Below are 26,124 nucleotides of genomic sequence, written 5' to 3' on the forward strand. Positions count from 1 at the left end.
GGCGGCCTCACGAGTCCTCCAGCACGGTCTCCTCGGCGCGGCCTCCCTCCCGCGCGGCGCCCAGGGTCTCGCGCACCCAGCGGGCCAGTTCCGGCGGCCCGGCCTCGGGGCGCGCGCGCCGCGGCGGGGAGAGCATCCGGCGCACTTCCTCGGCGGACCCCGGCCTGTCCTCCGGCCTCCGCGCCAGGCAGGCCCGGAGCACGGGACGGAGCTCCTCGTCCACGTCCTCGAGCGGCCCCACGTCCGCCTCGCGGATGCGCTCCATCGTCTCCAGCGGCGTCTCCCCATCGAAGGGGCGCCGCCCGGTGAGCAGCTCGTGGAGCGTGGTGCCCAGGGAGAAGAGATCGCTCGCGGGGCCCACCGCGCCACCGCGCACCTGCTCGGGGGACATGTACGCGTACGTCCCCTTGCGCACCCCGGAGCGCGTCTGGTCTCGCAGCAGCGTGGCCTTGGCGATGCCGAAGTCCGCCAGCTTCACCTCGCCCAGCCGGGACACCAGCACGTTGGAGGGCGTGACATCCCGGTGCACCAGCCCCAGGGGCCGCCCCGCCTCGTCCTCCAGGCCGTGCACCGCGGCGAGCGCCAGGGCCAGCTCGTCCGCCACGAAGAGGGCCAGCGGCACCCCGGGCGGCCCGCGCGCCAGGAGGCTCGCCAGGTCCGCGCCCTCCACGTAGTCCAGCCGCACGTAGTAGGCGCCGTCCGCGTATCCCAGGTCGTGCACCCCCACGAGGTTGCGGTGGCTCAGCCTCGCGCCCAGCCGGCCCTCCTCGAGGAACATGCGCTCGTAGGTGGGATTGCCCTGGTGCTCGGGGCGGAGCACCTTGAGCACCACGCGCTTCTCGAAACCGCTGGCGCCGAAGGCCAGCGCGAGGAACACCTCGGCCATGCCCCCCGCGCCGAGCCGGCGCACGAGGCGGTAGGGGCCCAGCTGTCGCGGCAACTCCCTCACCCGGCCTAGACTAGCGCAACCCCGTGTCCGAGACCGTCCTCTCCACCCAACAGGATGCCCCCGGGAACACCCCGCCCCGGCGCTGCCAGCTCGTCGTCGTCGACGGGCCCGACACCGGGCGCGCGGTGGCGCTCGGGCAGACGCCGGTGCGGGTGGGCACGCGCGAGGGGTGCGCGCTGCGGCTGAGCGATCCGCGCGTCTCGGGCGAGCACCTGGAGCTCCACGCGGAGGCGGCGGGCTTCGTGGTGAGGGACCTGGGCAGCCGCAACGGCACACTCTACGAGGGCTCGCGGATTGGCGAGGTGCGGGTGCGCGTGGGAGCCACCTTCAAGGTGGGGCGGAGCTTCCTGCGCATCCAGTCCGAGGGGCAGCCGTGGGAGGTGGCCCCGAGCCAGGCCCGGCGCTTCGGAGAGCTGGTGGGCGAGAGCCTCGCCATGCGCGAGCTGTTCGCGGTGCTGGAGCACGTGGCCCCCACGGACACCACGGTGCTCATCCAGGGCGAGACGGGGACGGGCAAGGAGGTGGTGGCGCGCGCCCTCCACGAGGCGAGCGCCCGGCGCAAGGGGCCCTTCGTGGCGGTGGACTGCGGCGCGCTGCCAGAGGGGCTGGTGGAGAGCGAGCTCTTCGGACACGTGCGCGGCGCCTTCACGGGAGCGCTGGCGGCACGCTCGGGTGCCTTCGTGCGGGCCCATGGCGGCACGCTCTTCCTCGACGAGCTGGCGGGCATCCCGCCCTCGGTGCAGGCGCGACTGCTGCGCGTGCTGGAGGAGCGCCGGGTGCGCCCCGTGGGAGGCGACGCCGAGCAGGCGGTGGACGTGCGGGTGGTGGCGGCCTCGCGGGTGGACCTGTCGCTGGCGGTGGCCGAGGGCACGTTCCGCCCGGACCTCTACTACCGGCTGGCGGTGGTGACCCTCCCCCTGCCCCCGCTGCGCCAGCGCCGGGAGGATCTGCCGTTGCTGGTGGCGGACCTGCTGCGCCGCAGGGGCTTGGAGCCGGGTGTCATCCACGGCCCGGGGCTGGAGCTGCTCTCCGGGCATGACTGGCCGGGCAACGTGCGCGAGCTGCGCAACGTGCTGGAGCGGGCGCTGGTGCTCTCTCCCCGGGCGCACGGCTTCGAGGAGCTGCGCCTGTCACTCCAACCGCATGGCACGGGGCCGGAGGTGCCGCTGCGCACGGACCTGCCCTTCGCGGAGGCGAAGCAGGCGGTGCTGGAGGCCTTCGAGCGGCACTATCTGCGGGACGTGCTGGCCCGAGCGGGAGGCAACCTCTCGGAGGCCGCGCGGCAGGCCGGAGTGGATCGCAAGCACCTGCGAACCCTGGCCCGGCGCCACGGTCTCCTACCAGAAGACACCGAGCCGCCTTGACGGGAAGTACCCCCTCCGCGCCGGGCCATCCGCAGTACAGTGCGCGGCGAACGGACAGGAGGGAATCGATGGGCTGCTGCCATTACCACCCGGTGGGCGAAGGCTGTGACGGCGCCTTCACCGTGGACACCTCGCGCATCACCTTCGGCCGCGGCTGCCTGGCCGAGGTGGGTGACCGCGCCCGAGCGCTCGGGATGAAGCGCGTGGCCTTGTTCACGGACGAGCGCATGGCCCGGCTGCCGCACTTCCAGAAGGTGCACCAGTCCTTGAGCGCCGCCGGGCTGGACGTGGTCGTCTATACCCACGTGCACGTCGAGCCCACCGACCAGTCCTTCTTGGAGGCGGCGCGCTTCGCCTCGGAGGCCCGGCCGGATGGCTACATCTCCCTGGGCGGAGGCTCGGTCATCGACACCTGCAAGGCCGCCAACCTCTACGCCACGCATCCGGCGGACTTCCTGGCCTACGTCAACGCGCCCGTGGGCGAGGGCCGCCCGGTGCCCGGTCCGCTCAAGCCGCACATCGCCTGCCCCACCACCTCGGGAACGGGCAGCGAGGTCACCGGCATCACCATCTTCGACCTGCTCTCGATGGGAGCGAAGACGGGCATCGCCTCGCCCGCGCTGCGGCCCACCGAGGCGCTCATCGACCCGGACTGCACCGCGACCCTGCCCGGCGAGGTCGTGGCCGCCAGCGGGTTTGACGTGCTCTCCCACGCCTTGGAGTCCTATACCGCGCGGCCCTACGTGCGCCGTCCCGCACCGTCGCGTCCGAGCCTGCGGCCCATGAGCCAGGGCGCCAACCCGTGGAGCGACCTCGGCTGCCGCGAGGCGCTGCGCCTGATGGGCCTGTACCTGGAGCGCGCGGTGGCGGATGCGAACGACCACGAGGCCCGCGAGCAGTTGATGTGGGCCTCCACGCTGGCCGGCATCGCCTTCGGGAACGCTGGAGTGCACGCGCCGCACGGCATGGCCTACGCCGTGGCCGGCCTGGTGCGCGACTTCCGCCCCTCGGGTTATCCCCAGGACGAGCCCCTGGTGCCGCACGGCATGGCCGTCATCGTGAATGCCCCCGCCGTGTTCCGCTACACCGCCGAGGTGAGCCCCGAGCGCCACCTGGAAGCCGCGCAGTGGCTGGGCGCGGACGTGCGCGGTGCCACGCCCGGGGATGCTGGCGAGGTGCTCGCCGCGAAGATCATCCAGATCATGCGCGCGGTGCACATCCCCAACGGCCTCGGCGGAGTCGGCTACACCGAGGCCGACGTCGCGGCCCTCACGGAAGGCGCCTACCCGCAGCAACGCCTGCTCCAGAACGCCCCCCGGGAGATGACCCGGCCCGTCCTCTCCGAGCTGTTCCACAAGGCGCTGCGCTACTGGTAGGCGAAGCGAAGGCAACCGACATGTCCGAAGCCGAGAGCACAGACCGCTACCGCTACTTCCTGCCCATCACCACCCGGTGGATGGACAATGACGTCTACGGCCACATCAACAACGTCACCTATTACAGCTACTTCGACACCGTCGCGAACCACTACCTCATCCACGAGGGCGGCCTGGACATCGTCGCCAGCCCCATCATCGGACTGGTCGTGGAGTCGCGGTGCACCTACCGCGCCCCGCTCGCGTATCCCGACCGCCTCCGGGCGGGCCTGCGCGTGGACAAGCTCGGCAACCGCTCGGTGACCTACGGCATCGGAATCTTCAAGGAGGGCGAGGAGCAGGCCGCGGCCCACGGGTACTTCGTGCATGTCTTCGTGGACCGCCAGTCGCGAAAGGCGGTGGCGATGCCCGAGCGCCTGCGTGAGGCGCTCGCGCGAATCTCCGTGACCTGACCGGCCCTACCCCGCCCGCACGTCCACCACCACCGCGGTGATGTTGTCGTGCCCCCCGGCCGCGTAGGCCTCCTCCACGAGGGTCTCCGCGACACCGGCGGCGCTCCCCTGCCCCAACCGCGCGGCGAGGCGCTTGGGCCCGAGCGGCTCGTACAAGCCATCCGAGCACAGCAGGTACACATCCCCCGCGCGCACCTCGAGCCGCTGCACGGTGGGCTCGGCGGCGTCCGTCCCGAGCGCACGGGTGATGAGGTGCCCGTAGGGACTCTCCCTCCGCTCGGGCGTCTCGACTCCCGCCTGGCGCATCTCCTCCAGGATGGAGTGGTCCCGGGTCAGTGCCTCCAGCTGCCCGTCCCTCAACCTGTACAACCGGCTATCTCCCACGTGCGCCACGGCAGCGCTCCGGGCCCCGAAGGCGAGCGCCACCACCGTCGAGCCCATCTCGCGCAGCTTCCCCACGCGCCGCGAGAGCACCGCGCGCTGGGCGAGCCACGTGCAGTTGAAGAGCAGGTCCTCCTCGCGGCTGCGGCTCGGCCGGAGCCGGTGGGGCCAGGTGGCGTCGGGGTCGTGGGTCACGCGCTCGCAGAAGCCAGAGAAGGTGTCCACCACGCAGCGGCTGGCCACCTCACCGCCCTCGTATCCCCCCAGACCATCGGCCACCACGAACAGGCCCAGGTCCGCCCGCACCGCCCAGGCATCCTCGTTGTGGGAGCGGCGTCCCACGTGCGTCCATCCCGCGCTGTCGATTCGCATCGGCTGTTCCTCCTGGCCCCCGACAGGAGCAAGGGGGAGGCCGACGCCAACCCCGCGAAAAGACAGGACATCCTGGGGTCCGCACACTCCAGGGGCCCGGCCGGGGCGTCCACGCGGTGGGGACTCCAGACCCCAATCCGTTAGCGTGGCCCTCCATGGCCCAACCTCCCGCCTATCTCATCCGCACCGAGCGACTCGCCCTCCGCTGTCCCTCGCCGGAGCTGGCCGCCCTCCGTCAGGCCGCCGTCGAGGCCAGCCGCGAGGCGCTCCTCCCGTGGTTCACCTGGGCGAAGGACGAGCCCCGTCCCGTGGCCGAGCACGTCCAGGTGCTGCGCCGCCTGCGCGGCAGGTTCGACCTGGACGAGGACCGCATCTACTCGGTGCTCGATGCCGACGAGCGGGAGTTTCTCGGCGAGCTGGCGCTCTTCAAGCGCGCGGGAGAAGGCGCTCGGGAGCTGGGGTACTGGGTGAGCTCGCGGCACGCGGGAAAGGGAGTGGCCACCGAGATGCTCTCGGTGCTGAGCCGGCTGGCCTTCGAGGTGGATGGATTGAAGCGCCTGGACATCCAGGTGGCGGTGGGCAACGAGCCCAGTGCCGCGGTGGCACGCAAGCTGGGCTTCACGCTGGAGGGGACGCTGCGGCAGCGGCCCCGGAACGATGGGGGTCCCCCGGAGGACACGTGGCTCTTCACCCTGCTGGCCAGCGAGTACCCCACGAGCCCCGCCGCGCGCATGCCCGTGAAGGCCTACGACATCACGGGCGCGCTCCTCTTCGAGTCCGGCCGCCCGTAGGCCCTACACGGACGGCGCCTTCGGGGGCAGCGCGAGCGGCCAGAGCCGGGCCAGGTCCGCCCGCAGCGCTGCGGCGCTCGGGTACCGGTCGTCCGGCTTCTTCTGCATCAGCTTCAACACCATGCGCTCGAAGGGCTCGGGCAGGCCCGGGCTGAGCGTGCGCGGCGGCGTGGGCGGCTGCTGCACGTGCAGAATCATGAGCGGCACCGGCTGCGGGTGGCGGAAGGGCAGCTGCCCCGTGAGCACCTCGTAGGCCACCACCCCCAGCGAGTAGAGGTCCGTCGCGGGCGACACCGCGAACGCACCGGAGATCTGCTCGGGAGCCATGTACTCGGGAGTACCGAGCACCGCGCCCTGCGCCGTCACGCCCGCCACGTGCGCGCTCTTGGCGAGCCCGAAATCCATCAGCTTGAGCACGCCCGGCTTCGTGACGAAGAGGTTGCCCGGCTTCACGTCGCGGTGCAGCACGCCACGCCCATGGGCATGCTCCAGCGCGGCCGCCGCGTGCGTGAGCCACCGCAGCGCCTCCGCCAGCGTCGGACGGGGGCCCAGGAGGCGGTGCTTGAGATCCTGCCCCACCAGCAGCTCCGTGGTGAGGAAGTGCCGCTCCCCATCCGTCCCCACGTCATGGACACGCACGATGTTGGGATGCTCCAGCCCCCGCGCGTGCTCCACCTCCTGGCGGAAGCGGGCGATCTGCGAGGCATCCGCGCTCGGCAAGGCGAGCACCTTGAGGGCCAGGTGCTCACCGGTGGTGAGGTCCGTCACCTCGTGCACCATGGCGCTGCCGCCGGAGCCCAGCCAGCGCTCCACCCGGTAGCGCTCGGCCACCACCTGCCCCGGGATGAGCCCCCGCACCGAGACGGGGTGGGTGCCAGAATGAGGATGATCGCTGCTCCCCAGCAGCAGCGTGCGCGCCGGGCCGCTCCCGCGCGAACGGGGCACGGCGGCCTGGGCCTGGACCGGTGCCGGCACCGCGCTCTCCTCGGGGTTGAGATACGCCACCCCGCTGTCGTGCTCCTCGTCCGTCACGGCAGCACCCCTCCCTCTCCCATGGCGTCAGCCGACGAGCAGCGACACGTTCGAGGCCACGCCATTGCCCTCGATGTCCAGGTGCGGCGTGGGCAGGTTGTACTCGGCCGCGGCCGTGGTGGCCTCCATCATGATGGGGCCGGAGATCTCCGGCGGCTCGCCGTGGCACAGCAGCGCCACCACGTGCTCCACCGTCCACCGCCCCAGCCGCTGGATGGACACCTGGCCGTTCTGCATCCGGGCCGTCTCCGCCAGCTCCGTGCTGCCCAGCAGCTTCTCGTCCACCGAGCCACCCAGGTAGCCACGCGCCAGCGTCAGCACCCGCTCCAGCACCGCGTTCCACGCCTGCAGGTGCGAGCGGTCCTGGGCCTCGTCCATGATGTCCAGGCCCACCGGCAGCTTCTCCATCCGGTCCATGAACGTCTGGATGAGCGGCCCGCGGATGAGGCGCCCGTGCTGCGGCGCGATGATCTCCACCGCCGGCTCCAGCTGGCGGATGGTGGCCACCACGCGCTGCAGCGCCAGGTTCACCGGCATGTAGATTTGATGGAAGGCGCGGATGCCATTCCAGTCGGACTCATCCGCCCACAGGCCCTGCGCATTGACGTCCGTGACGCCGCCGAACAGGTCGCCCGTGAAGAGCACGCGCGTCTCCGGATCGTAGAGCATCACCGCGCCGCGGAAGTGGCAGAAGGGCGAGGGCACCGGCAGCAACCGGTGGCCGGTGGGCACGTTGAGCCCGTGGCTGAACTTCTCCGTGGCGATGAAGCGCCCGCGCGGCAGGTTCTGGTGGACGATGAGCCGCCAGGTGTCCTCGGAGCAGAGGATGCCGGCCTTGGGCGCGTAGCGCGCCGAGATGATGCTCGCCGACGAGCCCACGTCCGGGTCCTGGTGGTTGATGAAGACGGCGCTCAGCCTGTCCAGCCCACCGATGAGCGACGTCACCTTGGTGGACACCTGGGCGAAGTCACTGCTCGAGCCCGGGTCGATGAGCAGGTTGAACTCGTTGGGCCGACCCGTCTTGGGGTCCGTGCCCCGGAAGCGGCGCAGGTACGGGTTGGCGTAGAAGATGTTGCCCGGCTCGCGCTTGCCCACCCAGAAGGTATCGGGGGCGATCTCCACGGGGACGAGCCTCAGGTCATTCGCCTGGCTGTCGGAGGGACGAACGTTGCTCGGGGGCGTGTTTCGGTTCGGAAAGGCCTGGCTGCTGCTCATACGAGCACTCGGTGCTGGGGTGGGGCCCCTGGGGGAGGGGCGGGAACACCTCAGCCCATAGCAAGGCATGGGCCGAACCCTTCAGCCCCTCCGCCCCTCGCAATCACCCCAAAATCCAGGGTCTTCGCCCACCCGCGGACGCAACCGCTGCGCGGCCTCGCACCGGGCCGCAAATCATGCGCTCCCCGACATGAAGCGAAACCACCCGTTCCATGAGTCCCGCTTTCAGGGAGCCCGAACGGGACCCTTCCCTCCGCCCAGCTCGTCCACCTGCTCCTGGGCCTCGTTCACGTCCTTGGAGTACTCGTCCAGGTAGCGCTGGCGCTCCTCGCTCGTCCACTCGTCCGGAGAGAATCTGTCCGGGGTGTACTCCTGGGTGGCGTGCACGTAGCCGGCGAGCGCCTTCACCAGCGAGCGATCCGGATCTCCCTGCTCCCGCAGGAGGAAGCCCTCCACGTCCCGCAGCTTGAGGGGGAAGGCGGGAGCGGCATCGCGGATGAGCTTGCCGAAGACGGTGAGCTTCACCTCGCGCGCCCCGGCCTCCAACTCCTCGTTGAAGGACACATAAGCGAAGGGAATGCCCGCCTCGTCATCCACCCGCCCCGCCATCACGTAGCGGCCCGGCTTGCGGACCTGGAGGCCGACATAGAGCTGCAGGGAACCGTTCTCCACCACCTCGCGCACCTTGCCGGTGAAGGTGGCGGGAGGCGCCGGGGTGAACTGGATGTCGAAGAAGGCACCGCCCTCGGCACCGTTGCCGCCGCGCACGCGGAACTCGACGCGCAGCGTGCCCTCGAACATGGCGAAGCCCTGGCGGGCCGGCTGGAAGCTCCCCGTCCACGTGCCATCGCCGGCCACCTCGTCGCCGTTGCGCCCGGAGTCGTTGAAGTCCAGCGGCACCGAGCTGACCTTCTCGGCCGCCACCATGTGCGGCGCCTCGTGGGCGAGGGCCGAGTGCACCTCGCACGGCAGGGGATCGCCGGTGTGAGCGTTCTCGCAACCCACGAAGAAGCGCACCACCTCGTCGCCCACGACGAAGACCTTCTCCTGCTTGAGCTTCAGCGAGATGTCCCGCTGCTCCTTGCCCAGGGGCTGCTTGCGCTCGGGCGAGGCTGGGTAGATCTGATCCGGGTGCTCCTGGATGGGCCGCGACTCGTGCGGATAGCGCGTGGCCTGGCGATAGGACTCGAGCGTGAAGCGCGCCCGCTCCAGCCGCTTCTCCCAGAGCTGCCGCTGGGCCTCGCGCTCGGCCTCCTCGGGCGAGAGGGACGTCTGGGCCACGGGGGCCGGTGAAGCGGGCCGCGCGGACCCGCGAGGGGGCGGCCCGGCCGGCTCGGGAGCCGACGGGAGCGGCTCCTGACCGGGCGCGGATGTCTCCACCGCCCCCGGCCGGATGAGCCCCACGGATAGCAGCACCCCTCCAACTCCCAACACGAGAGGAACGAGCAGGAGGAGCCACCGGCCACGGCGCGGGGGACGCTCGGACCGGGGAGGAGTGACGGAGGGGCTGCCATTCGGAGTCATGGGGATACGTCCAATGCTGCCAGAAGCGGCTCAGTAGGCGTAGGTGGCCATGTCGGCGCGCACGGGCCCGACGATGCCGCCCCAGGTGCCGTTGGAGTAGTGGTTGTAGGCCTCGCCATCATCGCGCAGCTCCACCGTGTGGTAGGACCACTTGGCCCGGCCGTCGCTGCACGCGCTGGTGCCCGTGTTCAGCGTGCCGCCGCAGAACAGGTCACCGGGGTTGCAGTAGGAGCCGCCGGAGGAGCCGGAGACCCCCCCCGTGGAGTGATAGGCCACGGCCTCGTCGTCCTGGCCGGGGAGGATGCCGGAGTAGGCCGTGCCCTTCGAACCGGCGAAGTGGTAGAACCACTTCGCGGTCGTGGTGTTGTGGTTGTACATGGCGCGCGCCGTGGTGGTGACCAGGTCGCTCACGAGCGGCTCGCTCATGGCCCAGTCACCGTGGTCGGCCAGCTCGCTGCCGCCGCCGGCGCCCGAGGCCACGTCCACCCACTTGATGTTCCAGCCCGTCTGGGTGGTGCCGTCGGTGTTGCCACACACGCCGCTGGAGTTGGGGACGGCGTTCTTCTTGTAGCGCGCCGAGGTGCCGTACAGGGACAGGGCGTAGCCGATCTGCAGATCGCCCGCGCTGTGCGCGGCGATGTAGCACCAGTTGGCGCCGGTGCAGAAGCAGTCGAGCGCGTCGCGGACGCGGAAGTTCTCGACGGAGATCTTCTGCGTGCCGTTCCAGTTGACGGCCTTCTTGTTCACGCCGGCCGCGGTGGTGCTCGAGCCCCAGTAGCTGAAGTCAGCGTAGTTGCCACGCTGGGTGCTGCCGCCGTTACGACCGTGGATCCACAGCGAGTAATTGGTGGCCGACGCCTCCGCGCCCACCAGGGCGGTAGCGGCGATGATGGCCGTGCTGAACAGCTTCTTCATGGGAACGCCTCCTGCTCGAACTTCCATGGGGGAGCCCGCCCGGCTGCCTGCCGGACGGACGGAGGCGACTGTACTGCCAACTTCTCAAAAACTGAAAACCTTCCATTCCCATCAAACGAGAATCTCCTGACACAACGTGTCAGAAGGGGATTCCTTGACGCCGCGTGTCAGGCGTCCAGACACGGGGAGGGCGACGCCCCGCCCGCCGCGTGGGGAGGGGGCGGGCGAGGGGCTGGGGAGGGATGTGTGAGGCGGATGCATAGCTTGAGTCGCGTCATCTCCATTCCGCTGCAGGAGGAGGCCCTGCCCATGTCCTCGCTCGACGTTCCCTTGACGCTGTTGGATCCCGAAGGCGGTTGGATCAATGCGCCCGTGCACGTGCACGACCTGCGTGGCCGGCCGACGCTGCTGTACTTCTGGTCCGAGCTCAGCAAGACGAACCAGGAGCAACTGCCGAAGATCAAGACGCTGCTGGACGAGTTCATCCCGAAGGGCCTGCAGGTGGTCGGCGTGCACGTGCCCATGGACGGAGAGGATCTGGGCCACGCGCTGGACACCAACGACATCGAAGCCATCGTGAAGAAGATGGGCTTCCGCCACCCGGTGGCGGTGGATGACGGCTCGATGGAGCGGGCGTACGGGGTGGAGGATGTGCCCACGTTCCTGGTGTACGACGCCTTCGGCATCCTGCGCTTGAGGGTGACGGGAGAGGACGCGACGAACCTCGAGCTGAGACGGCTGCTGGAGCGGCTCACCGGACCCGAGGCCACCACGGGTGCGTTCGCGCCCTGAAGAGAGAACAGCGAGGAGCGACATGGCAGGCCGGAACAAGAAGGAGGCCTCCCGACTGTCGCTGGGAGCCCTGACCGCCGCGGGAGTGGGAGCGGTGATGGGGCTCCGGGCGCTGCTGCGGGAGAAGGTGAGCTTCGAGGGCCGAACGGTGCTGTTGACGGGCGGCTCGAGGGGATTGGGCCTGGTGCTGGCCCGCCAGTTCCTGAAGGAGGGAGCGCGAGTCATCCTCAGCGCGCGGGAGGAGGTGGAGCTGACGCGGGCGCGCGACGAGCTGGAGAAGGACGGGGCGGGCGAGGTGCTGGCGATCCCCTGCGACGTGAGTGACCGGGTGCAGGTGGAGGCGATGGTGGCGCAGGTGCACGAGCGCTTCGGGGCGGTGGACGTGCTGGTGAACAACGCCGGCACCATCCAGGTAGGCCCGCTGGAGTCGATGACGGAGGAGGACTTCGACGAGGCGATGGACGTGCACTTCTGGGCGCCGCTCTACACGACGCTGGCGGTGCTGCCGGAGATGAAGCGGCGGGGCTGGGGGCGGATCGTGAACATCTCGTCGATTGGCGGGAAGGTGAGCATCCCGCACCTGCTGCCCTACAGCGCGAGCAAGTTCGCCCTGGTGGGCCTGTCGGACGGGCTGAGGGCGGAGCTGGCGCAGGACGGCATCCTGGTGACGACGGTGTGCCCGGGGCTGATGAGGACGGGAAGCCCGCCCAACGCGTTCTTCAAGGGCAACCACGAGGCGGAGTACGCGTGGTTCGTGCTGGGAGACTCACTGCCGGGGATGTCGATGAACGCGGAGCGTGCGGCGAGGAAGATCGTCGAGGCGTGCCGGCGAGGGGACGCGGAAGCACTGATCGGCATGCCGGCGAAGGTAGCGGCGCTGGCACGGACACTGGCACCGGGCCTGACGGCGGCGTTCCTGGCGCACGTGAACCGGATGATGCCGCAAGACAGCAGCACGGACAGGCACCGGGGCCGGGACAGCGAAACACCCCTCACCCGCTCCTGGGTGACGCAGCTGACGAGGCGAGCCGCGCAGAAGAACAACGAGGAGCTGCTGCACTAAACAAACAAACACCCCTCTCCCTCCGGGAGAGGGACGGGGTGAGGGTATCGAGCCTCCCAGGTTGTCACCGAGTCAACACCCTCTCCCTCTGGGAGAGGGCTGGGGTGAGGGTCTACCAGGAGCGCTCCGAGTCACCCACCGCCCGAAATGAGAAGACAGGGCACACTGCGCCCGCCAGAGGTGCCCCCGTGCGGGAGCACCCAGTCGGAGGGAGAGCACATGGCGGAGCAGTACGACAACGTGGGAAGCAAGTACGAGCAGTTCAAGAACACGGCCCCGCTGCCGATCCCGGAGAGGCACACCTTCCTGAAGCTCGTGGGGGATCTGCGAGGCAAGAGCGTGCTGGACCTTGCGTGCGGAGCGGGCCACTACACGCGGATGTTGAAGGAGCACGGAGCGGAGCGGGTGGAGGGAGTGGACATCTCGCCGGAGATGGTCCAGCTCGCGCGAGGCAAGGAGCAGGAGCAGCGCCAGGGAATCCAGTACCACGTCTCGGACGCGGCGGCGCTGCCCCGGCTCGGCGGCTTCGACCTGGTGACGGCCGTCTACCTGCTGAACTACGCGAGCACGAGGGACGAGCTGTTGCGAATGTGCCGGAGCGCGCATACCAACCTCGAGGCGGGAGGCCGCTTCATCGCCGTCACCATCGATCCGCAGTTCGACCTGAGCCGTTCGAACTGGGCGAAGTACGGCTTCGAGGTCCTGAGCGAGCGATACGAGAATGGGCGCCACGTCTGCCAGGCGAGGTTCCTGACGGAGCCCCCGGCGCCCATCGAGTACTTCCGCTGGCCCGCCGCCACCTACGAATCGGTGCTGGCGGAGGCGGGCTTCCGGGAGCTCACCTGGCATCCCTTCGAGATTCCCGCCGAGGCGCTCGCCAGGTTCGGCGAGGCGTTCTGGCGGGAGTACCAGGAGAACCCGCTGCTCATCGCCCTGAGCTGCCGCAAGTAGGGAGACAGGTCACGCCTTGGAGGGGTCGCCCTGCTCGACCTCCTCCCACCAGCGGCCCTTGTACTCGGCGGCGCGGGAGAGCTGCTCGCGCAGGGCCTCGATCATCTTCACGTTACCGTCCTGCTGGTAACCCTTCAGCGCTTCCTGACACCGGGGGACGCGCTGGAGGAACTCGCGGAGCCCGTCGAGGGTGAGCTCGGGCGCGTACATGCCGTAGCCCAGCTTCTCCAGGTAGAGGGCGTTGAGGACCTGTTCGAACTGGCCGCCGACGGGCAGGGAGAGCATGGGCTTGTGGAGGTAGACGGCCTCGCTCATGAGCGTGTAGCCGCCACCGGCGACGACGGCGCGGGAGGTGCGCAGGTCGTCGATGAAGCCCTTCTCGCTGAAGGGGCGGTAGGTGAGGTTGCCGTCCTGGAGGTCCTCGGTGATATCGCGGCGCAGGCCGTAGACACGGCAGGGGATGCCGCTCTTCTTGAGGATCTCCGGCAGGGCGGTGTTGGTGGTGGAGGTCTGGTAGACGAGCAGGTGCTCGCCGGGCTCGGACTTCGCGGAGAGGATCTCCGGCCGGAGGATGGAGGGCAGGAGCGTGGTGCGCTCCTTGCGGACGGGCGGGTAGAAGAAGGTGGTGACGAGGTAGTGGAAGCACCCGGGCAGCTTGGACTTCACGATGGCGCGCGTGCCCTCGAAGGCGTCCTCCCAGCCGGAGAGCAGCGCGGGATCATGCTTGCAGCGGTTGATGATCTGCATGTTGTCCACGCTGACGACGGGCAGGCGGTGGTTGCGGGCGAAGAGGTAGCTGAAGCTCTCGAAGTCGCTCACCACGACGTCCGGCTTGAAGTCCTCCACGAGCTCGAAGTACTGGCGGATGTTGTGCGGCCAGCCCTTGACGGCCCCGGAGACGTTCTGGAGCACCGTCTGCCACTTCTTCACCGAGTTGCCCTCGTAGGCCAGGGTGAAGCCCCAGATGCCGTGCACGTTCTCGAAGCGCTTGGCCAGGTACTCCTTGGCGCGCCCGGAGACCACGATGTGAACCTCGTGCTCCTTGATGAGCTCCTCGAGCAGCACGCGGGAGCGGGTGGCGTGCCCCATGCCTTCGCCGACGACTCCGTAGAGGATTCGCATGGGGGCGAGCATACGCGGGATGTGGCGCATTGGCCCACGCGGCGGTAGCGTCGCCCCCCATGCAACCAGGGACGGACCCCAAGACCCAGGGGGCGCGTGGCGGAGTGAGCCGGGCGGCCCTGCTGGGGCTGTGCGGCGGCATGATGCTGGGCGGACTCTTCTTGCTGATCCAAGGATTGAGGACGCGCCTGGCCCCGGCGGACTGCGCCGACCTCTCGGAGATGGAGTGCGGCTTCATGCGGGACACGGCCATCGAGGTCGGCCGCACCCAGAGTGTCGTGGGGGCGGCACTGCTGGCGCTCGCGGTGGCCGTGGTGGTGCTGATGCGCTCGCGCACGCGCCCGGACGCCTAGCGAGGGCCGCTCTCCCCTCCTCCGTCAAGCATCCGGACAGGCGAGCCGGGTTAGTGGTTTTGCCGACGTGGCGTAGACCGGCTAATTAGCTCTAGCCTCGACATAAGGCTTCGGTTAGGAGAGGCGCCCTCTTATGCAGCTTGAATCCTTGAAGATGTTTTGTGACGTGGTGGAGACGGGCTCCTTCTCGCGGGCCGCGCAGCTCAACCACGTGACGCAGTCGGCGGTGAGCCAGCAGATCCGTGCGCTGGAGAACCGCTACGAGCAGAAGCTCTTGTCGCGCAGCGCGCGCCAGGTGACGCCGACGCCGGCGGGCGAGCGCCTGTTCCGGGGATGCAAGGAGATCCTCGCCCGCTTCGCCGAGGTGGAGAACGAGATCCGCGAGCAGTCCACGGAGGTGGCGGGCACCACGACGGTGTCGACCATCTACTCGGTGGGCCTGCACGAGCTGCGCAACGTGCAGAAGCAGCTCCTGAAGACGCACCCCAAGGTGAACATGCGCCTGAACTACCGGCGCAACGACCAGGTGTACGACGACGTCATCCTGGGAGCGGCGGAGATTGGCATCGTGGCCTACCCGCAGCCGCGCGCGGGCGTGGACATCCACCCCTTCCGCGACGACAAGCTGGCGGTGGTGTGCTCGCCCAACCACCCGTTCGCCACCAAGGCGAAGGTGAGCCTCACGGCGCTCTCGGGCGTGCCCTTCATCGCCTTCGACCGCGAGGCCCCCACGCGCAAGGCGCTGGACCGGCTCTTCCGCGAGAAGAACCTGGACCTCAACCCGGTGATGGAGATCGACAACGTCGAGACCATCAAGCGCGCGGTGGAGATGGGCATCGGCGTGGCCATCCTCCCCTCGTCCACGGTGTCGGCCGAGGTGGCGCAAGGCACGCTGGCGTCCAAGCCCTTCGCCGAGGGTCCGGTGTCCCGGCCCATCGGCCTGCTCATCCGCAAGGGCAAGTACCTGGACCGCGCCTCGGCCGCGGTGCTCGAGGCCTTCAAGCTGGCCGAGGCCACGGGCGACGAGGGTTAGGCGGCCGTCTCGATGCCGCCGTGGGAGGGCGCCAGCGCGTCCAACCACGGCGTCAGCAGCCGCGCGCACTCCTCGGGGTGCGTGAAGTAGGGCACGTGGCCCGCCCCGCGCAGCAGGTGCCGGGGCGTGCCCGGAGGCAGCGAGGCCGCGAGCCGCTCCATCGTGGACGCGGGCACCAGCACGTCGCGGTCTCCCTGGATGCACAGGCAGGAGACGGGCAGCCCGCGCAGCTCCGGCGGAGGCGGCTCGCCGCGGATGGCGAAGGCGCGGTGGAGCGTGGTCATCCGCTCCAGGGAGGTGGTGGGTACCACCTCGGGCACCCGCGCCGTCGGAATGCGCTTCCACGCGGCCAGGGCCGCCGTGAAGGGCCCGGGGCGTCCCAGGACGGCGATGGGCCCCATCAGGGCGATGACGTTGCCGCGCAGCCCCAGGTGCTCGGGCCGGGTGAAGGAGCCGAGGAAGGCCACCCCCCGCACGGCGCCGGCCGCGGCCAGATGCCCGGCCACCATGCCTCCGAAGGAGCTGGCCACCACCGCGTCCGCCTCGCCGGCCGCCATGAGCACCTGGCGGGCGAGCGCCCCCGCGCCACGGGCCGCGAGACGTCCTTCCGGGTACTCGACGAGAACGGGCCGGGCCACCTCCGCCAGCCGCTCGGCGAGCGCCTGGAAGCCCGCGCCCCGTGCTCCCAACCCGGGCAGCATCAGCACCCGGGGACCCATGCCTCGACCCAACTCCGTCAGCTCGACCACTCGACGCATGTGACTCCTCGCGAAACGCGCTCCGAACACCGCCCGCGCGCCGCTTCTGCCCGCCCGCGCACGCCTCCCTGGAGAGCGGCCGGGCGGCCGTCAGCGCCTACCAGGAGAGCTCCATCTCCGAGTGGCTCAGGCTCACCCGCTTCCCGGACACCTTCACGTTCGCCATCCGCAGGGAGTCGAAGAGGCCCCGCGTCGCGCCCTCGACGTACTCCATGGGGAGGGTGTTGCCCTCGAGCACGAGGGCGCACGCGTTCGAGCCGCTCCACCGCACCGAGCACCCGCCGTGCTGCACCGACGTCCGGTAGACCGAGGGGAGACTGTGGAGCAGCTGCTTCGGCCCGCGTCCGGCCAGCTTCACCAACACCCGCCCCGCCGAGGACTCCAGGTAGTCCGACACCACCTGGGTGCCCAGGTGCCGCATCGCCGCGTCGAAGCCTCCGTGCTTCTCGTCCAGGGCCCATGCCGCGGCGTAGAGCAACCGATTCAACGAGCTGACGGGGTAGGAGAAGAAGGCCCTGAACCTGTCGCCTCCAGCGGCCTGGATGCACTGGCTCAACACCACCGCGTCCCCCAGGCCTCGCACCACCTTCAACGCGCCGTTGAAGAAGAAACCGTGCAGGGTGTCCCCGGGCCCGGCCAGGGCCAGCCGTTGCTCCAACTCCTGCTGTGAGCCCGTCTCCGCCACTTCTCGCACGAGAGTGCCCCCGCTCAGCCCCGCTCCTCGGGAACTGTCATTGTGCGACTCACCACCAGCGGGTCAAGACACGCTGCGTGCCAACCGGCGGGAGTCTCCGGGTAATTCGCTCGAAACCCGTGGACCCCGGGTATCCGCCTCATGTTGGAGGATGGACGTCACACGGGAGGCCCCCCCGGGGCATGCGCGGTCAACCCGTCTACACTCCAGTGCCATGAGCGCGCTGACGACAGGTGACGTCATCGGAGGGAAGTGGCGCATCATCCGTCTGGCCCTTGGCGACGAGCCCGGCTCGGAGTTCCGGGTCGAGCCAACCGGCGGAGGGGCAGCCCGGCGGCTCACCCTGTGGCGTGCGCTGAGGGCTCCAGCGCCCATCGAGCTGGAGCGCTTCGCTCAGGCCGTGCGGACGGGCGACCGGTTGGGGATGCCCACCTTCCCGCCGGTGGAGGACGTCGGGTTCGACACGGCCCGCGAGGCGCTCTGGCTGGTGCGCGAGTGGCGGAACGGGGAGTCGCTGCCCTCGGCACTGGGAGGGCTCCACCCGGTGGGGCTCGACCTCCCCATCCTCCAATCCCTGGCGGAGCAGCTGGCGGGAGCCCTCGCCGCCGCCCATGCCGCGGGCGTCGTCCATGGACGGTTGCGGCCTTCACGGCTGTTCGTCGCCCCCTCGCCCCGAGGCATGCGGCTGTCCCTGCTCGACCTGGGACTGGAGTCCTTCCGGAGGGAGAGCGGACACGACTGGTTGAAGCCGCCCCAGATGGGAGCGGACTACGTGGCCCCCGAGTCGGGGCACCCCAGTGCCCTGCCAGCCTCCGCCGACGTCTTCTCCTTCGGCCTCATCGTGAGGGACATGCTGGCCACCCGGCGGGACGGAGCGTGGAAGGGACGCTGGGAGCCCTGGGTGGAGCGAGCCACGGAGGCGGCTCCCGGCAGCCGGTTCGGCTGCGTCATCGAGGCGCTGCGAGCGTTGCGGCCCGTGCTGAAGTCCTTGCCGGATCTCCCACCTCCACCGCCACCCAACTACGAGCGCGAGCTCGACAAATAGGACTGAATCGCCGCCTGTTGAGGAGACAGCGCCGGACGCGAGCGTACGACGTGCCGGGGGGCCATGCTCGATCCTCAGTCAATCCATGGCGTACTCGTTTTGAGCCTGGACCCCACGGGACAGATCCTCTCCTGGAACCGAGCCTGCGAGGAGGCCACGGGTTGGACACTCGACGAGGTTCGTGGACGGAGACTCGCGGACCTCGGGCCAGGAGGCCTGGCTCCAGCGGGAGCCCATCCAGGATGCGAGGGCGTCGCCCCGCCTGCTCCTCGCCGGTTCGAGGGTCCACTCCCGACGCGCGAGGGGACGGTGCGCTGGGTCGACTGGGCCACGACGCCGCGCATCACCACGGAGGGCCATGTCGAGGAGACCCTCGCCATCGGACTCGACATCAGCGGCCGGAAGCAGGAGGAAGAGCTGCGGATCCTCTTCGAGGAAGCGTCCGACGGCATCACGCTCGCGGACCCGGAGGGACGCTACCTCGCGGTCAACCCGAAGCTCTGCGAGATGCTCGGCCGGACACGCGAGGAGCTGCTTTCGATGACCGTCGCGGATCTCGTCGTGCCGGAGGAGGTGGCGCGCTTGTCCGAGGTCCGGGAGAAGCTCCTCGCCGGGAAGGTCGACGTCGGTGAGTGGAAGATCAGACGCGGGGACGGCAGCCTGGCCACCATCGAAGTGAGCACCCGGATGCTGTCCGACAAGCGGTGGCTCGCGTTCGTCCGGGAAGTGTCCGAGCGCAAGCGCGCCCAGGAAGAGCGTGAGCGCCTCCTCGGCGAGCTCGAAGCGAAGCGGCGCTGGCTCCAGGCGGTGCTCGACACCGTCCCGCTGGGGGTGATCCTCTTCGAGCCCGGTGGCCGGATCTCCTTCAACGCCCGGACCGAGGAGCTCTTCGGCCTGAAGCTCTCTCCCGAGGGGGGAAGCGTACAGTACCGCAGCCGCGTCTTCTTTCCCGACGGGACGCCCGTTCCGCCGGATCAGCTCGCCTCGAGCCGGGTCCTTCGGACGGGAGAGACGCTCGTCGGCGTCGAATACCTCGTCGAGCACACGAACGGCTCGCGGCTCCCCATCCTCGGAAGCGCCGCGCCCATTCGAGACACCAACGGAGAGATCATCGGAGGCGTGGGCGTATTCCAGGACATGAGCGAACGGATGCGGACCGAAGAGGTCATCCGAGCCAACGAACGTCTCTTGAACGGCATCTTCGAGCTGCTCCCCGTGGGCGTGTGGATCGCGGACCAGACGGGGCGCATCGTGCGCACGAACCCCGCCGGGCAGCTCATCTGGGCCGGCGCCCGCTACGTCGGAGTGTCCGAGTTCGGCGAGTACAAGGCCTGGTGGGCCGACACGGGCAAGCCGATCGCCCCGGAGGAGTGGGCGTTGGCGCGTGCACTGACGAAGGGCGAGACCTCCCTCGGCGAGCTGATCCGCATCCAGTGCTTCGACGGCACGTACAAGACGGTCATCAACTCGGCGCTGCCGCTGTACGACGAGCACCGGAAATTCACCGGGGCGATCGTCGTCAATGAGGACGTCACGGACTTGCTGGAGGTCGAGGCGGCGCTGCGCCACGCGGTACGGGCACGGGATGAGATGCTCGGCGTGGTCTCCCATGACCTGAGAAGCCCGCTGCAAGCCATTGATCTCGCCGCGAAGCAGCTCTCCAACCGGGTGAGGAAGGAGGGCGGCGGCGAGTGGATTCACGGCATCGTCGAGCGCATCCTGCGCTCCAGCCGCACCATGCGAACGCTCATCGAGGATCTGCTCGACATCGTGAGCATCGAGGAAGGACGGCTCTCCGTTCAGCTGAGCACGGTCGAGCCCTCGGCGCTCGTCCACGAGGCGGTCGAGTCACAGCAATTGCAAGCGGAAGACAAACAGCTCCTGCTGGTGGCAGAGGTGGGCCCTGGTCTGCCGCCGGTCTCCGCGGACCATGACCGCATCCTCCAGGTACTCTCCAACCTCGTCGGAAACGCGTTGAAGTTCACCCCTGCTGGCGGACATGTGTCGGTCCGGGCCGTCGCACGGGGTGACGAGGTGCTCTTCTCCGTCACGAACACCGGCGCGGGAATTTCCGAGGAACAACGGCGGCACATCTTCGATCGTTTCTGGCAGGCGGACCCCGCGGACCGGAGAGGACGGGGCATCGGGCTCGCCATCGCGAAGGGGCTCGTCGAGGCACACGGGGGCCGGCTCTGGGTCGAGAGCGAGGTTGGCCGGTGGGCGACCTTCTCCTTCACGGTCCCCGTCATGCCGCCGAAGACCACGGAGTAGAACGGCCCCCACCGCTCAATACAGCTTGCGCAGGCGCGCGGCGAAGAAGCCGTCCCAGCCCTCGGGGCCCGGCAGCGTGCGCAGGTACGCCTGGGTGAGCGGGAGCTTCACCGACTCGTGCGGCACCGGCGGCTCCGCCGTCCACTCCGGGTGGCTGCGCAGGAACATCTCCACCTGGTCCTGCCCCTCCTGCGGCTCCGACGTGCACACCGCGTACACCAGCAGCCCTCCGGGGGGCACCGACTCCTGGCAGTTCTCCAGGATGCGCCGCTGCAACACCGCCAGCCGGCCGATGTCCTCCGGCTTGCGCCGGTAGCGCAGCTCCGGGTGCCGCCGCAGCGTCCCCAGCCCCGAGCACGGCGCGTCCACCAGCAGCGCGTGGAACTCGCCCCACTCCTCCGGGAAGGGCTGCGAGGCATCGTGCGCCTGGGCCTTCAGCCGCCCCGACAGGCCCAGCCGCTTCGCCTCGGATTCGATCTTTCGCAGCTTGTTGGCGTGCAGGTCCACGGCCACCACCTCGTGCTTCTCGGCCAGATGGCACGCCTTGCCGCCCGGCGCCGCGCAGGCATCCAACACCCGCGCCGTCTCCGGGATGTCGCCATACACGCCCACCAGTTGCGCCGCCTCGTCCTGCACCTGCCACAGGCCCTCGGCGTAGCCGTACACGTCCTCCAACCGCCCCACCGGAGGCATCACGATGCCCACCGGAGACACCGCCGTGGGCCTCACCTCCAGCCCCGTCTCCCGCAACTGCTCCAGCAGCGCGTCGCGCGTCACCTTCGAGGTGTTCGCGCGAATCACCACCGCGGGTGTCTGGTTGTTGGCGGCGAGCATCGCCTCGGCGCGCTCGCGGCCGAACTGGCGCACCCAACGCTCCACCAGCCACCGCGGGTGGCTCTCGCGCACGGACAGGTACTCGAGGGCATCGCTCTCCGGGGGCAGCGGCTGCGAGGGCAGGGAGGACAGCTTGCGCAGGATGGCGTTGACGAAGCCCGCCGCGCGCACCAGCCCCACGTCCTTGAGCGCCTGCACCGTCTCCGCCACCGCCGCGCGCGCTGGCACGCGCGTGTAGAAGAGCTGGTAGGCCCCCACGCGCAACGCGGCGAGCACCTTGTCCTCCAGCGCGTCCAGCTTGCGGTCCGCGAAGCGGGTGATGGCGTAGTCCAACGCGAGCTGGCGTCGGGTGGAGCCGTAGGTCAGCTCGGTGATGAGCCCCGTGTCGCGGGGATCCGCTGGCGGCGACTCCGAGAGCACCGTGTCGAGCACGACGTTGAGGTACGCATCCGTGGCCCGGACGCGGCTCAGGACCTGGATGGCGATGGCGCGCGCGTTCATCCTTCTCTTCCTACCCTTCCAACCGGGTCATCATGTCCACCAACTCCGAGTCCGACAGCTTGCTCACGGGCATGGTGGAGAGCGTGAGGCGCTGCAGGCAATCCTCCAACATGTCCCGGTAGCCGCTCTCGGCGGCGGCCCCGAGCTGCACCTCGGTCCACTTCGCGCGAGCCCAGGTGGCCAGCTCCGAGGGCGTCATCCGTCCCGCGAGCCGGTCGGCGATCTTCTGGCGCACCAGCGCCCGGGAGAGGAAATCCGCCGCGGGCGTGCCCTGCGCGCCCTTCACCTTGCGGCCCAGCGTCTTGCGCGGCGAGGCGGGCTCCGCTGGCGCTTCCACCTTGCGGCCCAACGTCTTGGTGGCCCCGCCCGGAGCGCGCGCCAGCGCCTTCGCCGGTGCATCGGCCGCGCGGGCCAGGGCCCTCGACGGAGACACGGCCAGGGCCTTCTCCGGAGGCGTCTCCTGCCGCCGACGGCCGAGCGTCTTCACCGGCCCCGAGGACTCCTCGGCCTCTTCGTCCTCCGCCTCCTCGTCCTCGGAGGCCTCCAGGTCGGCCTCCTCCTCGTCCGACTCCGTCAGCTCGCCGGTGAGGTCGCCGTTCGCGAAGCGCTCGAGCGCCTCGAGGTACGACTGGAAGCCCTGGCCCTCGATGGTGGCGGCACAGGCCTCGGCCACCACGGACTCCCGCTCACCGAGCCGCTCCAGGTAGACCTCGATGGCGGGCACGCCTACCGCCTCCAGCGCCTCCATGAGGGGGTAGGAGCCGAAGAGGCCAGCGGGGCTCACCACCACGCCGTCCAACCGGGAGCGCTCGGCATGCAGGGTGTCGAGGAGGACGCCTTCGTGATTGGACTGCACCACCTTCAGCTCCAGCCCCAGCTCCGTGGCCCGGGCATTCAGCGCCGCATCGAGATCCGCGAGCCTTCCACCCTGCCGGCCTTCCCGCTCGCCCAGCAGGTTCAGGTTCGGTCCGTGCAGCACCAACAGCCTCTTGCCCATGTTCCGCGTCCTCTCCTAGGTATCAAAGGGCCGGCTGCCCGGCGCCAGCTTGCGGCCCGCGAGGAACTCGCCCGCCGCCATCACCCGCTTGCCCTCGGGCTGCACCTCCAGCAGCACCAGGGAGCCCTCCCGGCACGCCACCTCCAGCCCCTGCGGCCCGGCGGACAGCACCGTGCCCGGCTCGCCACGCCCCTCCCCCACCCTCGCCCGGTGCACCTTGAACAGCTTGCCGTCCAGGGTGGTGAAGGCACCCGGCCACGGGGTGAAGGCGCGCAGCCGCCGCTCCAGCTCCACCGCGGGCCGCGTGAAGTCGAGCTTCCCGTCCTCCTTCTGGATGATGGGGGCCAGCACCATGCCCTCCGAGGGCTGGGGCACCGGCTTCAGCTCGCCGCGCAGGTACGCGGGCAGGCACTCTCGCAGCAGCTCCCCGCCCAGCTTGGACAGCCTGTCGTGCAGGGTGGCACTCGTCTCGTCCGGGGCGATGGGCAGACGCTTCTCCGCCAGCACCGGTCCGGTGTCGAGGCCCTCGTCCATCACCATCAGCGCCACGCCCGTCTCCTTGTCCCCATGGGCGATGGCCCACTGGATGGGGGCGGCGCCCCGGAAGCGCGGCAGCAGCGAGGCGTGCACGTTGAGGCACCCCTTGACCGGCGTCTCCAGCAGGTCCTTGGGCAGGATCTTGCCGTAGGCCGTCACCACGGCGACGTCTGGATTGAGCTTGCGCAGCTCGTCGGAGAAGGGAGGCGTGCGCAGCTTCTGGGGCTGGAGCACGGGCACCCCGCGCTCGAGCGCATAGGCCTTCACCGGGGAGATGGAGAGCGCCTGGCCACGGCCCTTGGGCTTGTCGGGCTGGGTGACGACGGCCACCACGTCTCCGATGTCGAAGAGGGCGGCCAGGGAGGGCACGGCGAACTCGGGCGTGCCCATGAAGACGATGCGGGGACGGGTCATATCGGGGGACTCTTCTCCTGCACCGGGGCGCGTCAGGCAACGGACTTCAGCGCACCCGAGGTGGGACCTTCGATGGCCTGACGTTTGCGGGCTCGGATGGAGCCGAGGATGCTGAGGGCGGCCTGGGTCTCCTGGGTGGTGGCCAGGGGCCCCAGGGTGTCGATGACCTCGGAGAGCAGCCGCGCCTCCTCGGCCTCGCGCTCGCGGATGCGGTCCACCGCCTCGCTGAAGCGGTCGAAGAAGCCGCGCAGCTCGTCCTTCTGACGCAAGGGGCGCATGCGCGGGTAGCGGCCGGCGGCGAGCGTCGCGATGTAGAGGCTCATCACGTAGACGGGACCGGCCACACGGTGGGTGAGGACGAGCCCGAAGAGGGCCAGCACCCCCGCCACGCCCAGCGCACCCAGTCCTGTGAGCCACAGCAGCGTCTCGCCACTGGTGACCACGGCCATGGGGGTGGGGTTGCTCATCAAGGACATGTGCACCCGGTACGCGAGCACACCGACGAGCAGCACCCCGCCTCCGCCGAGCGCGGCGAGCCGGAGGATGTACCGGAGTTGGAAACCGGCATCGAGCAGGAATTTCCGGCGCACGACATGAGGGCGGGTGGAAGGTTGAGTATCGACGGACATGGCGTTGAGCAGCGTACTCCAATCTCCCGGGTCGGTTTGCTCCTTCCGACAGGACGGGTTTACACGAAAAGCGTTGTCAACCCGCAACCAGCAACGGGGGGCCCCATGATTCGCCTACTCACCGCCTCGAGCCTGACGCTCGTGCTCCTTCTCACCCTGCCCGGGTGCAAGGTGGATCCGACCTCCCCGGACTATTGGGAGAAGAGCCTGGGCAAGGCCCGGCGGCCCCAGGACAAGGTCCGGGTCATCGAGACCCTGCGCAGCTCGGGCCACCTCGACGCACGCTTCCTGCCCATGCTGCACGAACAGCTCGCCTCGGAGCGGAAGCCCGAGGTGAGGGCGGCGGTGGCCAGGGCCCTGGGGGACATGAAGAACCCGGCCTCGGTGGGCCCGCTGGGGAGCGCGGTGGAGGTGGGGGCCTCGGACTCGGCCACGAACCTGCTGAACAAGGAACTGGCGGCGGCCTTGGGAGAGATTGGAGACCCGAAGGCCGCGCCGGTGCTGTTGAAGCTGCTGACCGCGAGGGACAACTACACACGCATCGAGGCGGTGGATGCGCTGGGGCGCATGCGCGTCTCCGAGGCCGTGGAGCCGCTCGTGCAGCTGGCCACGGACGAGGGGGCGGAACCCTTCCTGAACCGCAAGGCCATCGAGGCGCTGGGACGCATCGGGGACGCACGGGCGATACCAGCGCTGATGCGGACGCTGACGAAGGAGCGCCGGGGGGTGTCCTTCTACGTGGAGAGCTCGTTCTCGCTCTTCCAGCTGGGCCAGCCGGCGGCGGATGCGCTGCTCGCGGCGCTGGAGGGCAAGGACGCCGAGCTGACGCAATGGGTGAGGAAGAACGGCATCAACCCGGCGAGCTACTCCTTCAAGGCGGCGGAGATTCTCGGAGACCTGCGCGAGCACCGGGCGGAAGGCACGCTGGTGCAGCAACTGGCGTTCAAGAACGAGGATCCGCGGATCCAGGCCGGAGTGAGGGCGCGAGCGGCGGATGCGCTGGCGAGGATGCGCTCGGCGGCGGCGGTGAAGCCACTGGCGGCACTGGTATCCGAGCCGGATGCGGGATTGAGGCGGGAGTACACGCACGCGCTGACACGGCTGGGAGGGCGCGAGGCGCTACCGGCATTGGAGAAGGCGGCGGGCCAGGGGGACTGGTACGCACGAGAGGCGGCCATCGAGGCGCTGACGATGCTGGGGGATGAGAAGGAATTGCCCGCGGTGGAGAAGCTGGCGGCGGCGGAGCCGGCGAAGACGGCGGCCGAGTGTGAGGAGTTGGGTGGCGAGGGCTGCGGCGACCCGGCGGCGTTGGGGAAGAAGCGGGCGGAGACGATTGCCCGGCACGGCAAGCGGCTGGAGGCGGCGAAGGCGTGCGGGGCGGACGCGGGCTGCTGGGCGAAGAAACTCCAGGACGAGGACAAGGGCGTGGTGGCGCGCGCGGCGATGGAGGTGGGCCGAGGCAAGACGGCCGCGCATGTGGGAGCGCTGTTGGCGCGGATGCTGGAGAAGGATCCGAACACGCGGATGGCACTCATCCTCGGGGTGGAGTGGCTGGTGGAGGACACGAAGGAGGCCGCGGCCCAGGTGAAGAGCGCACTGCCCGTGCTGGAGAAACAGCTCACCGAGGAGAAGAGCCGCACGGAGTACGTGAGGGCGAACGAAGACCTGCGGCGGCTGGTGGCGAGGGTACAGCGGCGGAAGACCTGACCCCTGCCGTCTACCTCCCCGCGGCCCATCCAGTGGCTTGACGAGCGGACCC

General features: G+C 69.9%; 25 protein-coding genes. 12 read left to right on the forward strand and 13 right to left on the reverse strand.

Features of this window, described 5'->3' with window-relative positions; translation table 11 throughout:
- Positions 1-7 precede the first annotated feature (7 nt).
- Entirely contained in the window at positions 8-940 is a 933-nt protein-coding gene (locus JRI60_RS40635) for a serine/threonine-protein kinase (RefSeq protein WP_204221382.1), read from the reverse strand.
- A gap of 32 nt (positions 941-972) precedes the next feature.
- On the opposite strand from JRI60_RS40635, the gene JRI60_RS40640 reads away from it, so the two are divergent.
- The 3 genes from JRI60_RS40640 (at position 973) to JRI60_RS40650 (ending at position 4,141) form a co-directional block, all read left to right on the forward strand.
- Positions 973-2,313 (forward strand): sigma 54-interacting transcriptional regulator, encoded by a 1,341-nt coding sequence (locus JRI60_RS40640; RefSeq protein WP_204221383.1) that lies wholly within the window; start codon positions 973-975, stop codon positions 2,311-2,313.
- A 68-nt stretch (positions 2,314-2,381) separates the two neighbouring features.
- A complete protein-coding gene (locus tag JRI60_RS40645; RefSeq protein ID WP_204221384.1) occupies positions 2,382-3,689 on the forward strand; it encodes a hydroxyacid-oxoacid transhydrogenase in 1,308 nt (435 codons plus the stop codon).
- A 20-nt stretch (positions 3,690-3,709) separates the two neighbouring features.
- Positions 3,710-4,141 carry an acyl-CoA thioesterase gene (locus JRI60_RS40650; RefSeq protein WP_204221385.1) on the forward strand — a complete coding sequence of 144 codons (432 nt, stop codon included), beginning with the start codon at positions 3,710-3,712 and terminating at the stop codon, positions 4,139-4,141.
- A 6-nt stretch (positions 4,142-4,147) separates the two neighbouring features.
- Here the strand turns inward: JRI60_RS40650 and JRI60_RS40655 are convergent, their stop codons facing one another.
- Positions 4,148-4,894, reverse strand: a complete 747-nt coding sequence (locus JRI60_RS40655; RefSeq protein ID WP_204221386.1) for a PP2C family protein-serine/threonine phosphatase — start codon at positions 4,892-4,894, stop codon at positions 4,148-4,150.
- A 155-nt stretch (positions 4,895-5,049) separates the two neighbouring features.
- Between JRI60_RS40655 and JRI60_RS40660 the strand changes: the two genes are divergently transcribed.
- Positions 5,050-5,685 carry a GNAT family N-acetyltransferase gene (locus JRI60_RS40660; RefSeq protein ID WP_204221387.1) on the forward strand — a complete coding sequence of 212 codons (636 nt, stop codon included), beginning with the start codon at positions 5,050-5,052 and terminating at the stop codon, positions 5,683-5,685.
- A gap of 3 nt (positions 5,686-5,688) precedes the next feature.
- Here the strand turns inward: JRI60_RS40660 and JRI60_RS40665 are convergent, their stop codons facing one another.
- The 4 genes from JRI60_RS40665 to JRI60_RS40680 form a co-directional block, all read right to left on the reverse strand.
- The gene (locus JRI60_RS40665; protein WP_239470016.1) at positions 5,689-6,717 is read right to left on the reverse strand and encodes a serine/threonine-protein kinase; all 1,029 of its coding nucleotides are present in this window, start codon (positions 6,715-6,717) and stop codon (positions 5,689-5,691) included.
- Between the two features lie 27 nt (positions 6,718-6,744).
- Positions 6,745-7,932 (reverse strand): MBL fold metallo-hydrolase, encoded by a 1,188-nt coding sequence (locus JRI60_RS40670; protein ID WP_204221388.1) that lies wholly within the window; start codon positions 7,930-7,932, stop codon positions 6,745-6,747.
- Between the two features lie 225 nt (positions 7,933-8,157).
- Positions 8,158-9,348 (reverse strand): choice-of-anchor X domain-containing protein, encoded by a 1,191-nt coding sequence (locus JRI60_RS40675; protein ID WP_430384345.1) that lies wholly within the window; start codon positions 9,346-9,348, stop codon positions 8,158-8,160.
- Between the two features lie 138 nt (positions 9,349-9,486).
- Entirely contained in the window at positions 9,487-10,371 is an 885-nt protein-coding gene (locus JRI60_RS40680) for a hypothetical protein (protein ID WP_204221390.1), read from the reverse strand.
- 255 nt (positions 10,372-10,626) lie between these two features.
- On the opposite strand from JRI60_RS40680, the gene JRI60_RS40685 reads away from it, so the two are divergent.
- The 3 genes from JRI60_RS40685 to JRI60_RS40695 all read left to right on the forward strand — a co-directional run bounded on the left by JRI60_RS40685 (position 10,627) and on the right by JRI60_RS40695 (position 13,177).
- On the forward strand, positions 10,627-11,163 hold the full coding sequence (locus JRI60_RS40685; protein ID WP_204221391.1) for a TlpA disulfide reductase family protein: 537 nt from the start codon (positions 10,627-10,629) through the stop codon (positions 11,161-11,163).
- 22 nt (positions 11,164-11,185) lie between these two features.
- Positions 11,186-12,226 (forward strand): SDR family NAD(P)-dependent oxidoreductase, encoded by a 1,041-nt coding sequence (locus tag JRI60_RS40690; protein ID WP_204221392.1) that lies wholly within the window; start codon positions 11,186-11,188, stop codon positions 12,224-12,226.
- A 219-nt stretch (positions 12,227-12,445) separates the two neighbouring features.
- On the forward strand, positions 12,446-13,177 hold the full coding sequence (locus JRI60_RS40695; protein ID WP_204221393.1) for a class I SAM-dependent methyltransferase: 732 nt from the start codon (positions 12,446-12,448) through the stop codon (positions 13,175-13,177).
- Between the two features lie 9 nt (positions 13,178-13,186).
- On the opposite strand, the gene JRI60_RS40700 is transcribed toward JRI60_RS40695, so the two are convergent.
- The gene (locus JRI60_RS40700) at positions 13,187-14,299 is read right to left on the reverse strand and encodes an MJ1255/VC2487 family glycosyltransferase (protein WP_204221394.1); all 1,113 of its coding nucleotides are present in this window, start codon (positions 14,297-14,299) and stop codon (positions 13,187-13,189) included.
- A gap of 59 nt (positions 14,300-14,358) precedes the next feature.
- On the opposite strand from JRI60_RS40700, the gene JRI60_RS40705 reads away from it, so the two are divergent.
- Together JRI60_RS40705 and JRI60_RS40710 are read left to right on the forward strand one after the other, a co-directional pair.
- Positions 14,359-14,652: a hypothetical protein gene (locus JRI60_RS40705; RefSeq protein ID WP_204221395.1), complete on the forward strand. Its 294-nt coding sequence runs from the start codon at positions 14,359-14,361 to the stop codon at positions 14,650-14,652.
- Between the two features lie 133 nt (positions 14,653-14,785).
- Positions 14,786-15,685, forward strand: a complete 900-nt coding sequence (locus JRI60_RS40710) for a LysR family transcriptional regulator (protein ID WP_204221396.1) — start codon at positions 14,786-14,788, stop codon at positions 15,683-15,685.
- On the opposite strand, the gene JRI60_RS40715 is transcribed toward JRI60_RS40710, so the two are convergent.
- Both JRI60_RS40715 and JRI60_RS40720 read right to left on the reverse strand, forming a co-directional pair.
- A complete protein-coding gene (locus tag JRI60_RS40715; protein WP_204221397.1) occupies positions 15,682-16,443 on the reverse strand; it encodes an alpha/beta fold hydrolase in 762 nt (253 codons plus the stop codon). The two genes, JRI60_RS40710 and JRI60_RS40715, sit on opposite strands and share 4 nt — an antisense overlap.
- Before the next feature lie 97 nt (positions 16,444-16,540).
- A complete protein-coding gene (locus tag JRI60_RS40720) occupies positions 16,541-17,137 on the reverse strand; it encodes a TIGR02265 family protein (protein ID WP_204221398.1) in 597 nt (198 codons plus the stop codon).
- Between the two features lie 214 nt (positions 17,138-17,351).
- Here JRI60_RS40720 and JRI60_RS40725 point away from each other — a divergent pair, with 214 nt between their 5' ends.
- Entirely contained in the window at positions 17,352-18,182 is an 831-nt protein-coding gene (locus JRI60_RS40725; protein WP_204221399.1) for a protein kinase domain-containing protein, read from the forward strand.
- Positions 18,183-18,245: 63 nt separating this feature from the next.
- Positions 18,246-20,453 carry a PAS domain-containing sensor histidine kinase gene (locus JRI60_RS40730; RefSeq protein ID WP_239470017.1) on the forward strand — a complete coding sequence of 736 codons (2,208 nt, stop codon included), beginning with the start codon at positions 18,246-18,248 and terminating at the stop codon, positions 20,451-20,453.
- 15 nt (positions 20,454-20,468) lie between these two features.
- Here the strand turns inward: JRI60_RS40730 and rsmB are convergent, their stop codons facing one another.
- The 4 genes from rsmB to JRI60_RS40750 are packed head-to-tail and all read right to left on the reverse strand — an operon-like array spanning position 20,469 to position 24,365.
- A complete protein-coding gene (gene rsmB, locus JRI60_RS40735) occupies positions 20,469-21,788 on the reverse strand; it encodes a 16S rRNA (cytosine(967)-C(5))-methyltransferase RsmB (RefSeq protein ID WP_204221401.1) in 1,320 nt (439 codons plus the stop codon).
- A 10-nt stretch (positions 21,789-21,798) separates the two neighbouring features.
- Complete coding sequence (locus tag JRI60_RS40740; protein ID WP_204221402.1) at positions 21,799-22,785, reverse strand: type II 3-dehydroquinate dehydratase; 987 nt, start codon at positions 22,783-22,785, stop codon at positions 21,799-21,801.
- A 15-nt stretch (positions 22,786-22,800) separates the two neighbouring features.
- Positions 22,801-23,736 carry a methionyl-tRNA formyltransferase gene (gene fmt, locus JRI60_RS40745; protein ID WP_204221403.1) on the reverse strand — a complete coding sequence of 312 codons (936 nt, stop codon included), beginning with the start codon at positions 23,734-23,736 and terminating at the stop codon, positions 22,801-22,803.
- Positions 23,737-23,768: 32 nt separating this feature from the next.
- Positions 23,769-24,365 carry a signal protein gene (locus JRI60_RS40750; protein WP_204221404.1) on the reverse strand — a complete coding sequence of 199 codons (597 nt, stop codon included), beginning with the start codon at positions 24,363-24,365 and terminating at the stop codon, positions 23,769-23,771.
- A 105-nt stretch (positions 24,366-24,470) separates the two neighbouring features.
- Between JRI60_RS40750 and JRI60_RS40755 the strand changes: the two genes are divergently transcribed.
- Complete coding sequence (locus JRI60_RS40755) at positions 24,471-26,072, forward strand: HEAT repeat domain-containing protein (RefSeq protein ID WP_204221405.1); 1,602 nt, start codon at positions 24,471-24,473, stop codon at positions 26,070-26,072.
- The last annotated feature ends 52 nt before the right edge of the window (positions 26,073-26,124 follow it).

Source organism: Archangium violaceum (assembly GCF_016887565.1).
Lineage (GTDB): Bacteria > Myxococcota > Myxococcia > Myxococcales > Myxococcaceae > Archangium > Archangium violaceum_B.

Coding starts and splice junctions, on each gene's coding strand:
- JRI60_RS40725 (WP_204221399.1), top strand. CDS start 17,352: ATGAGCGCGCTGACGACAGGTGACGTCATCGGAGGGAAGTGGCGCATC.
- JRI60_RS40670 (WP_204221388.1), bottom strand. CDS start 7,932: ATGAGCAGCAGCCAGGCCTTTCCGAACCGAAACACGCCCCCGAGCAAC.
- JRI60_RS40705 (WP_204221395.1), top strand. CDS start 14,359: ATGCAACCAGGGACGGACCCCAAGACCCAGGGGGCGCGTGGCGGAGTG.
- JRI60_RS40740 (WP_204221402.1), bottom strand. CDS start 22,785: ATGGGCAAGAGGCTGTTGGTGCTGCACGGACCGAACCTGAACCTGCTG.
- JRI60_RS40650 (WP_204221385.1), top strand. CDS start 3,710: ATGTCCGAAGCCGAGAGCACAGACCGCTACCGCTACTTCCTGCCCATC.
- JRI60_RS40755 (WP_204221405.1), top strand. CDS start 24,471: ATGATTCGCCTACTCACCGCCTCGAGCCTGACGCTCGTGCTCCTTCTC.
- JRI60_RS40655 (WP_204221386.1), bottom strand. CDS start 4,894: ATGCGAATCGACAGCGCGGGATGGACGCACGTGGGACGCCGCTCCCAC.
- JRI60_RS40700 (WP_204221394.1), bottom strand. CDS start 14,299: ATGCGAATCCTCTACGGAGTCGTCGGCGAAGGCATGGGGCACGCCACC.
- JRI60_RS40685 (WP_204221391.1), top strand. CDS start 10,627: ATGCATAGCTTGAGTCGCGTCATCTCCATTCCGCTGCAGGAGGAGGCC.
- JRI60_RS40660 (WP_204221387.1), top strand. CDS start 5,050: ATGGCCCAACCTCCCGCCTATCTCATCCGCACCGAGCGACTCGCCCTC.
- fmt (WP_204221403.1), bottom strand. CDS start 23,736: ATGACCCGTCCCCGCATCGTCTTCATGGGCACGCCCGAGTTCGCCGTG.
- JRI60_RS40645 (WP_204221384.1), top strand. CDS start 2,382: ATGGGCTGCTGCCATTACCACCCGGTGGGCGAAGGCTGTGACGGCGCC.
- JRI60_RS40680 (WP_204221390.1), bottom strand. CDS start 10,371: ATGAAGAAGCTGTTCAGCACGGCCATCATCGCCGCTACCGCCCTGGTG.
- JRI60_RS40750 (WP_204221404.1), bottom strand. CDS start 24,365: ATGTCCGTCGATACTCAACCTTCCACCCGCCCTCATGTCGTGCGCCGG.
- JRI60_RS40695 (WP_204221393.1), top strand. CDS start 12,446: ATGGCGGAGCAGTACGACAACGTGGGAAGCAAGTACGAGCAGTTCAAG.
- rsmB (WP_204221401.1), bottom strand. CDS start 21,788: ATGAACGCGCGCGCCATCGCCATCCAGGTCCTGAGCCGCGTCCGGGCC.
- JRI60_RS40715 (WP_204221397.1), bottom strand. CDS start 16,443: ATGCGTCGAGTGGTCGAGCTGACGGAGTTGGGTCGAGGCATGGGTCCC.
- JRI60_RS40730 (WP_239470017.1), top strand. CDS start 18,246: ATGCTCGATCCTCAGTCAATCCATGGCGTACTCGTTTTGAGCCTGGAC.
- JRI60_RS40690 (WP_204221392.1), top strand. CDS start 11,186: ATGGCAGGCCGGAACAAGAAGGAGGCCTCCCGACTGTCGCTGGGAGCC.
- JRI60_RS40710 (WP_204221396.1), top strand. CDS start 14,786: ATGCAGCTTGAATCCTTGAAGATGTTTTGTGACGTGGTGGAGACGGGC.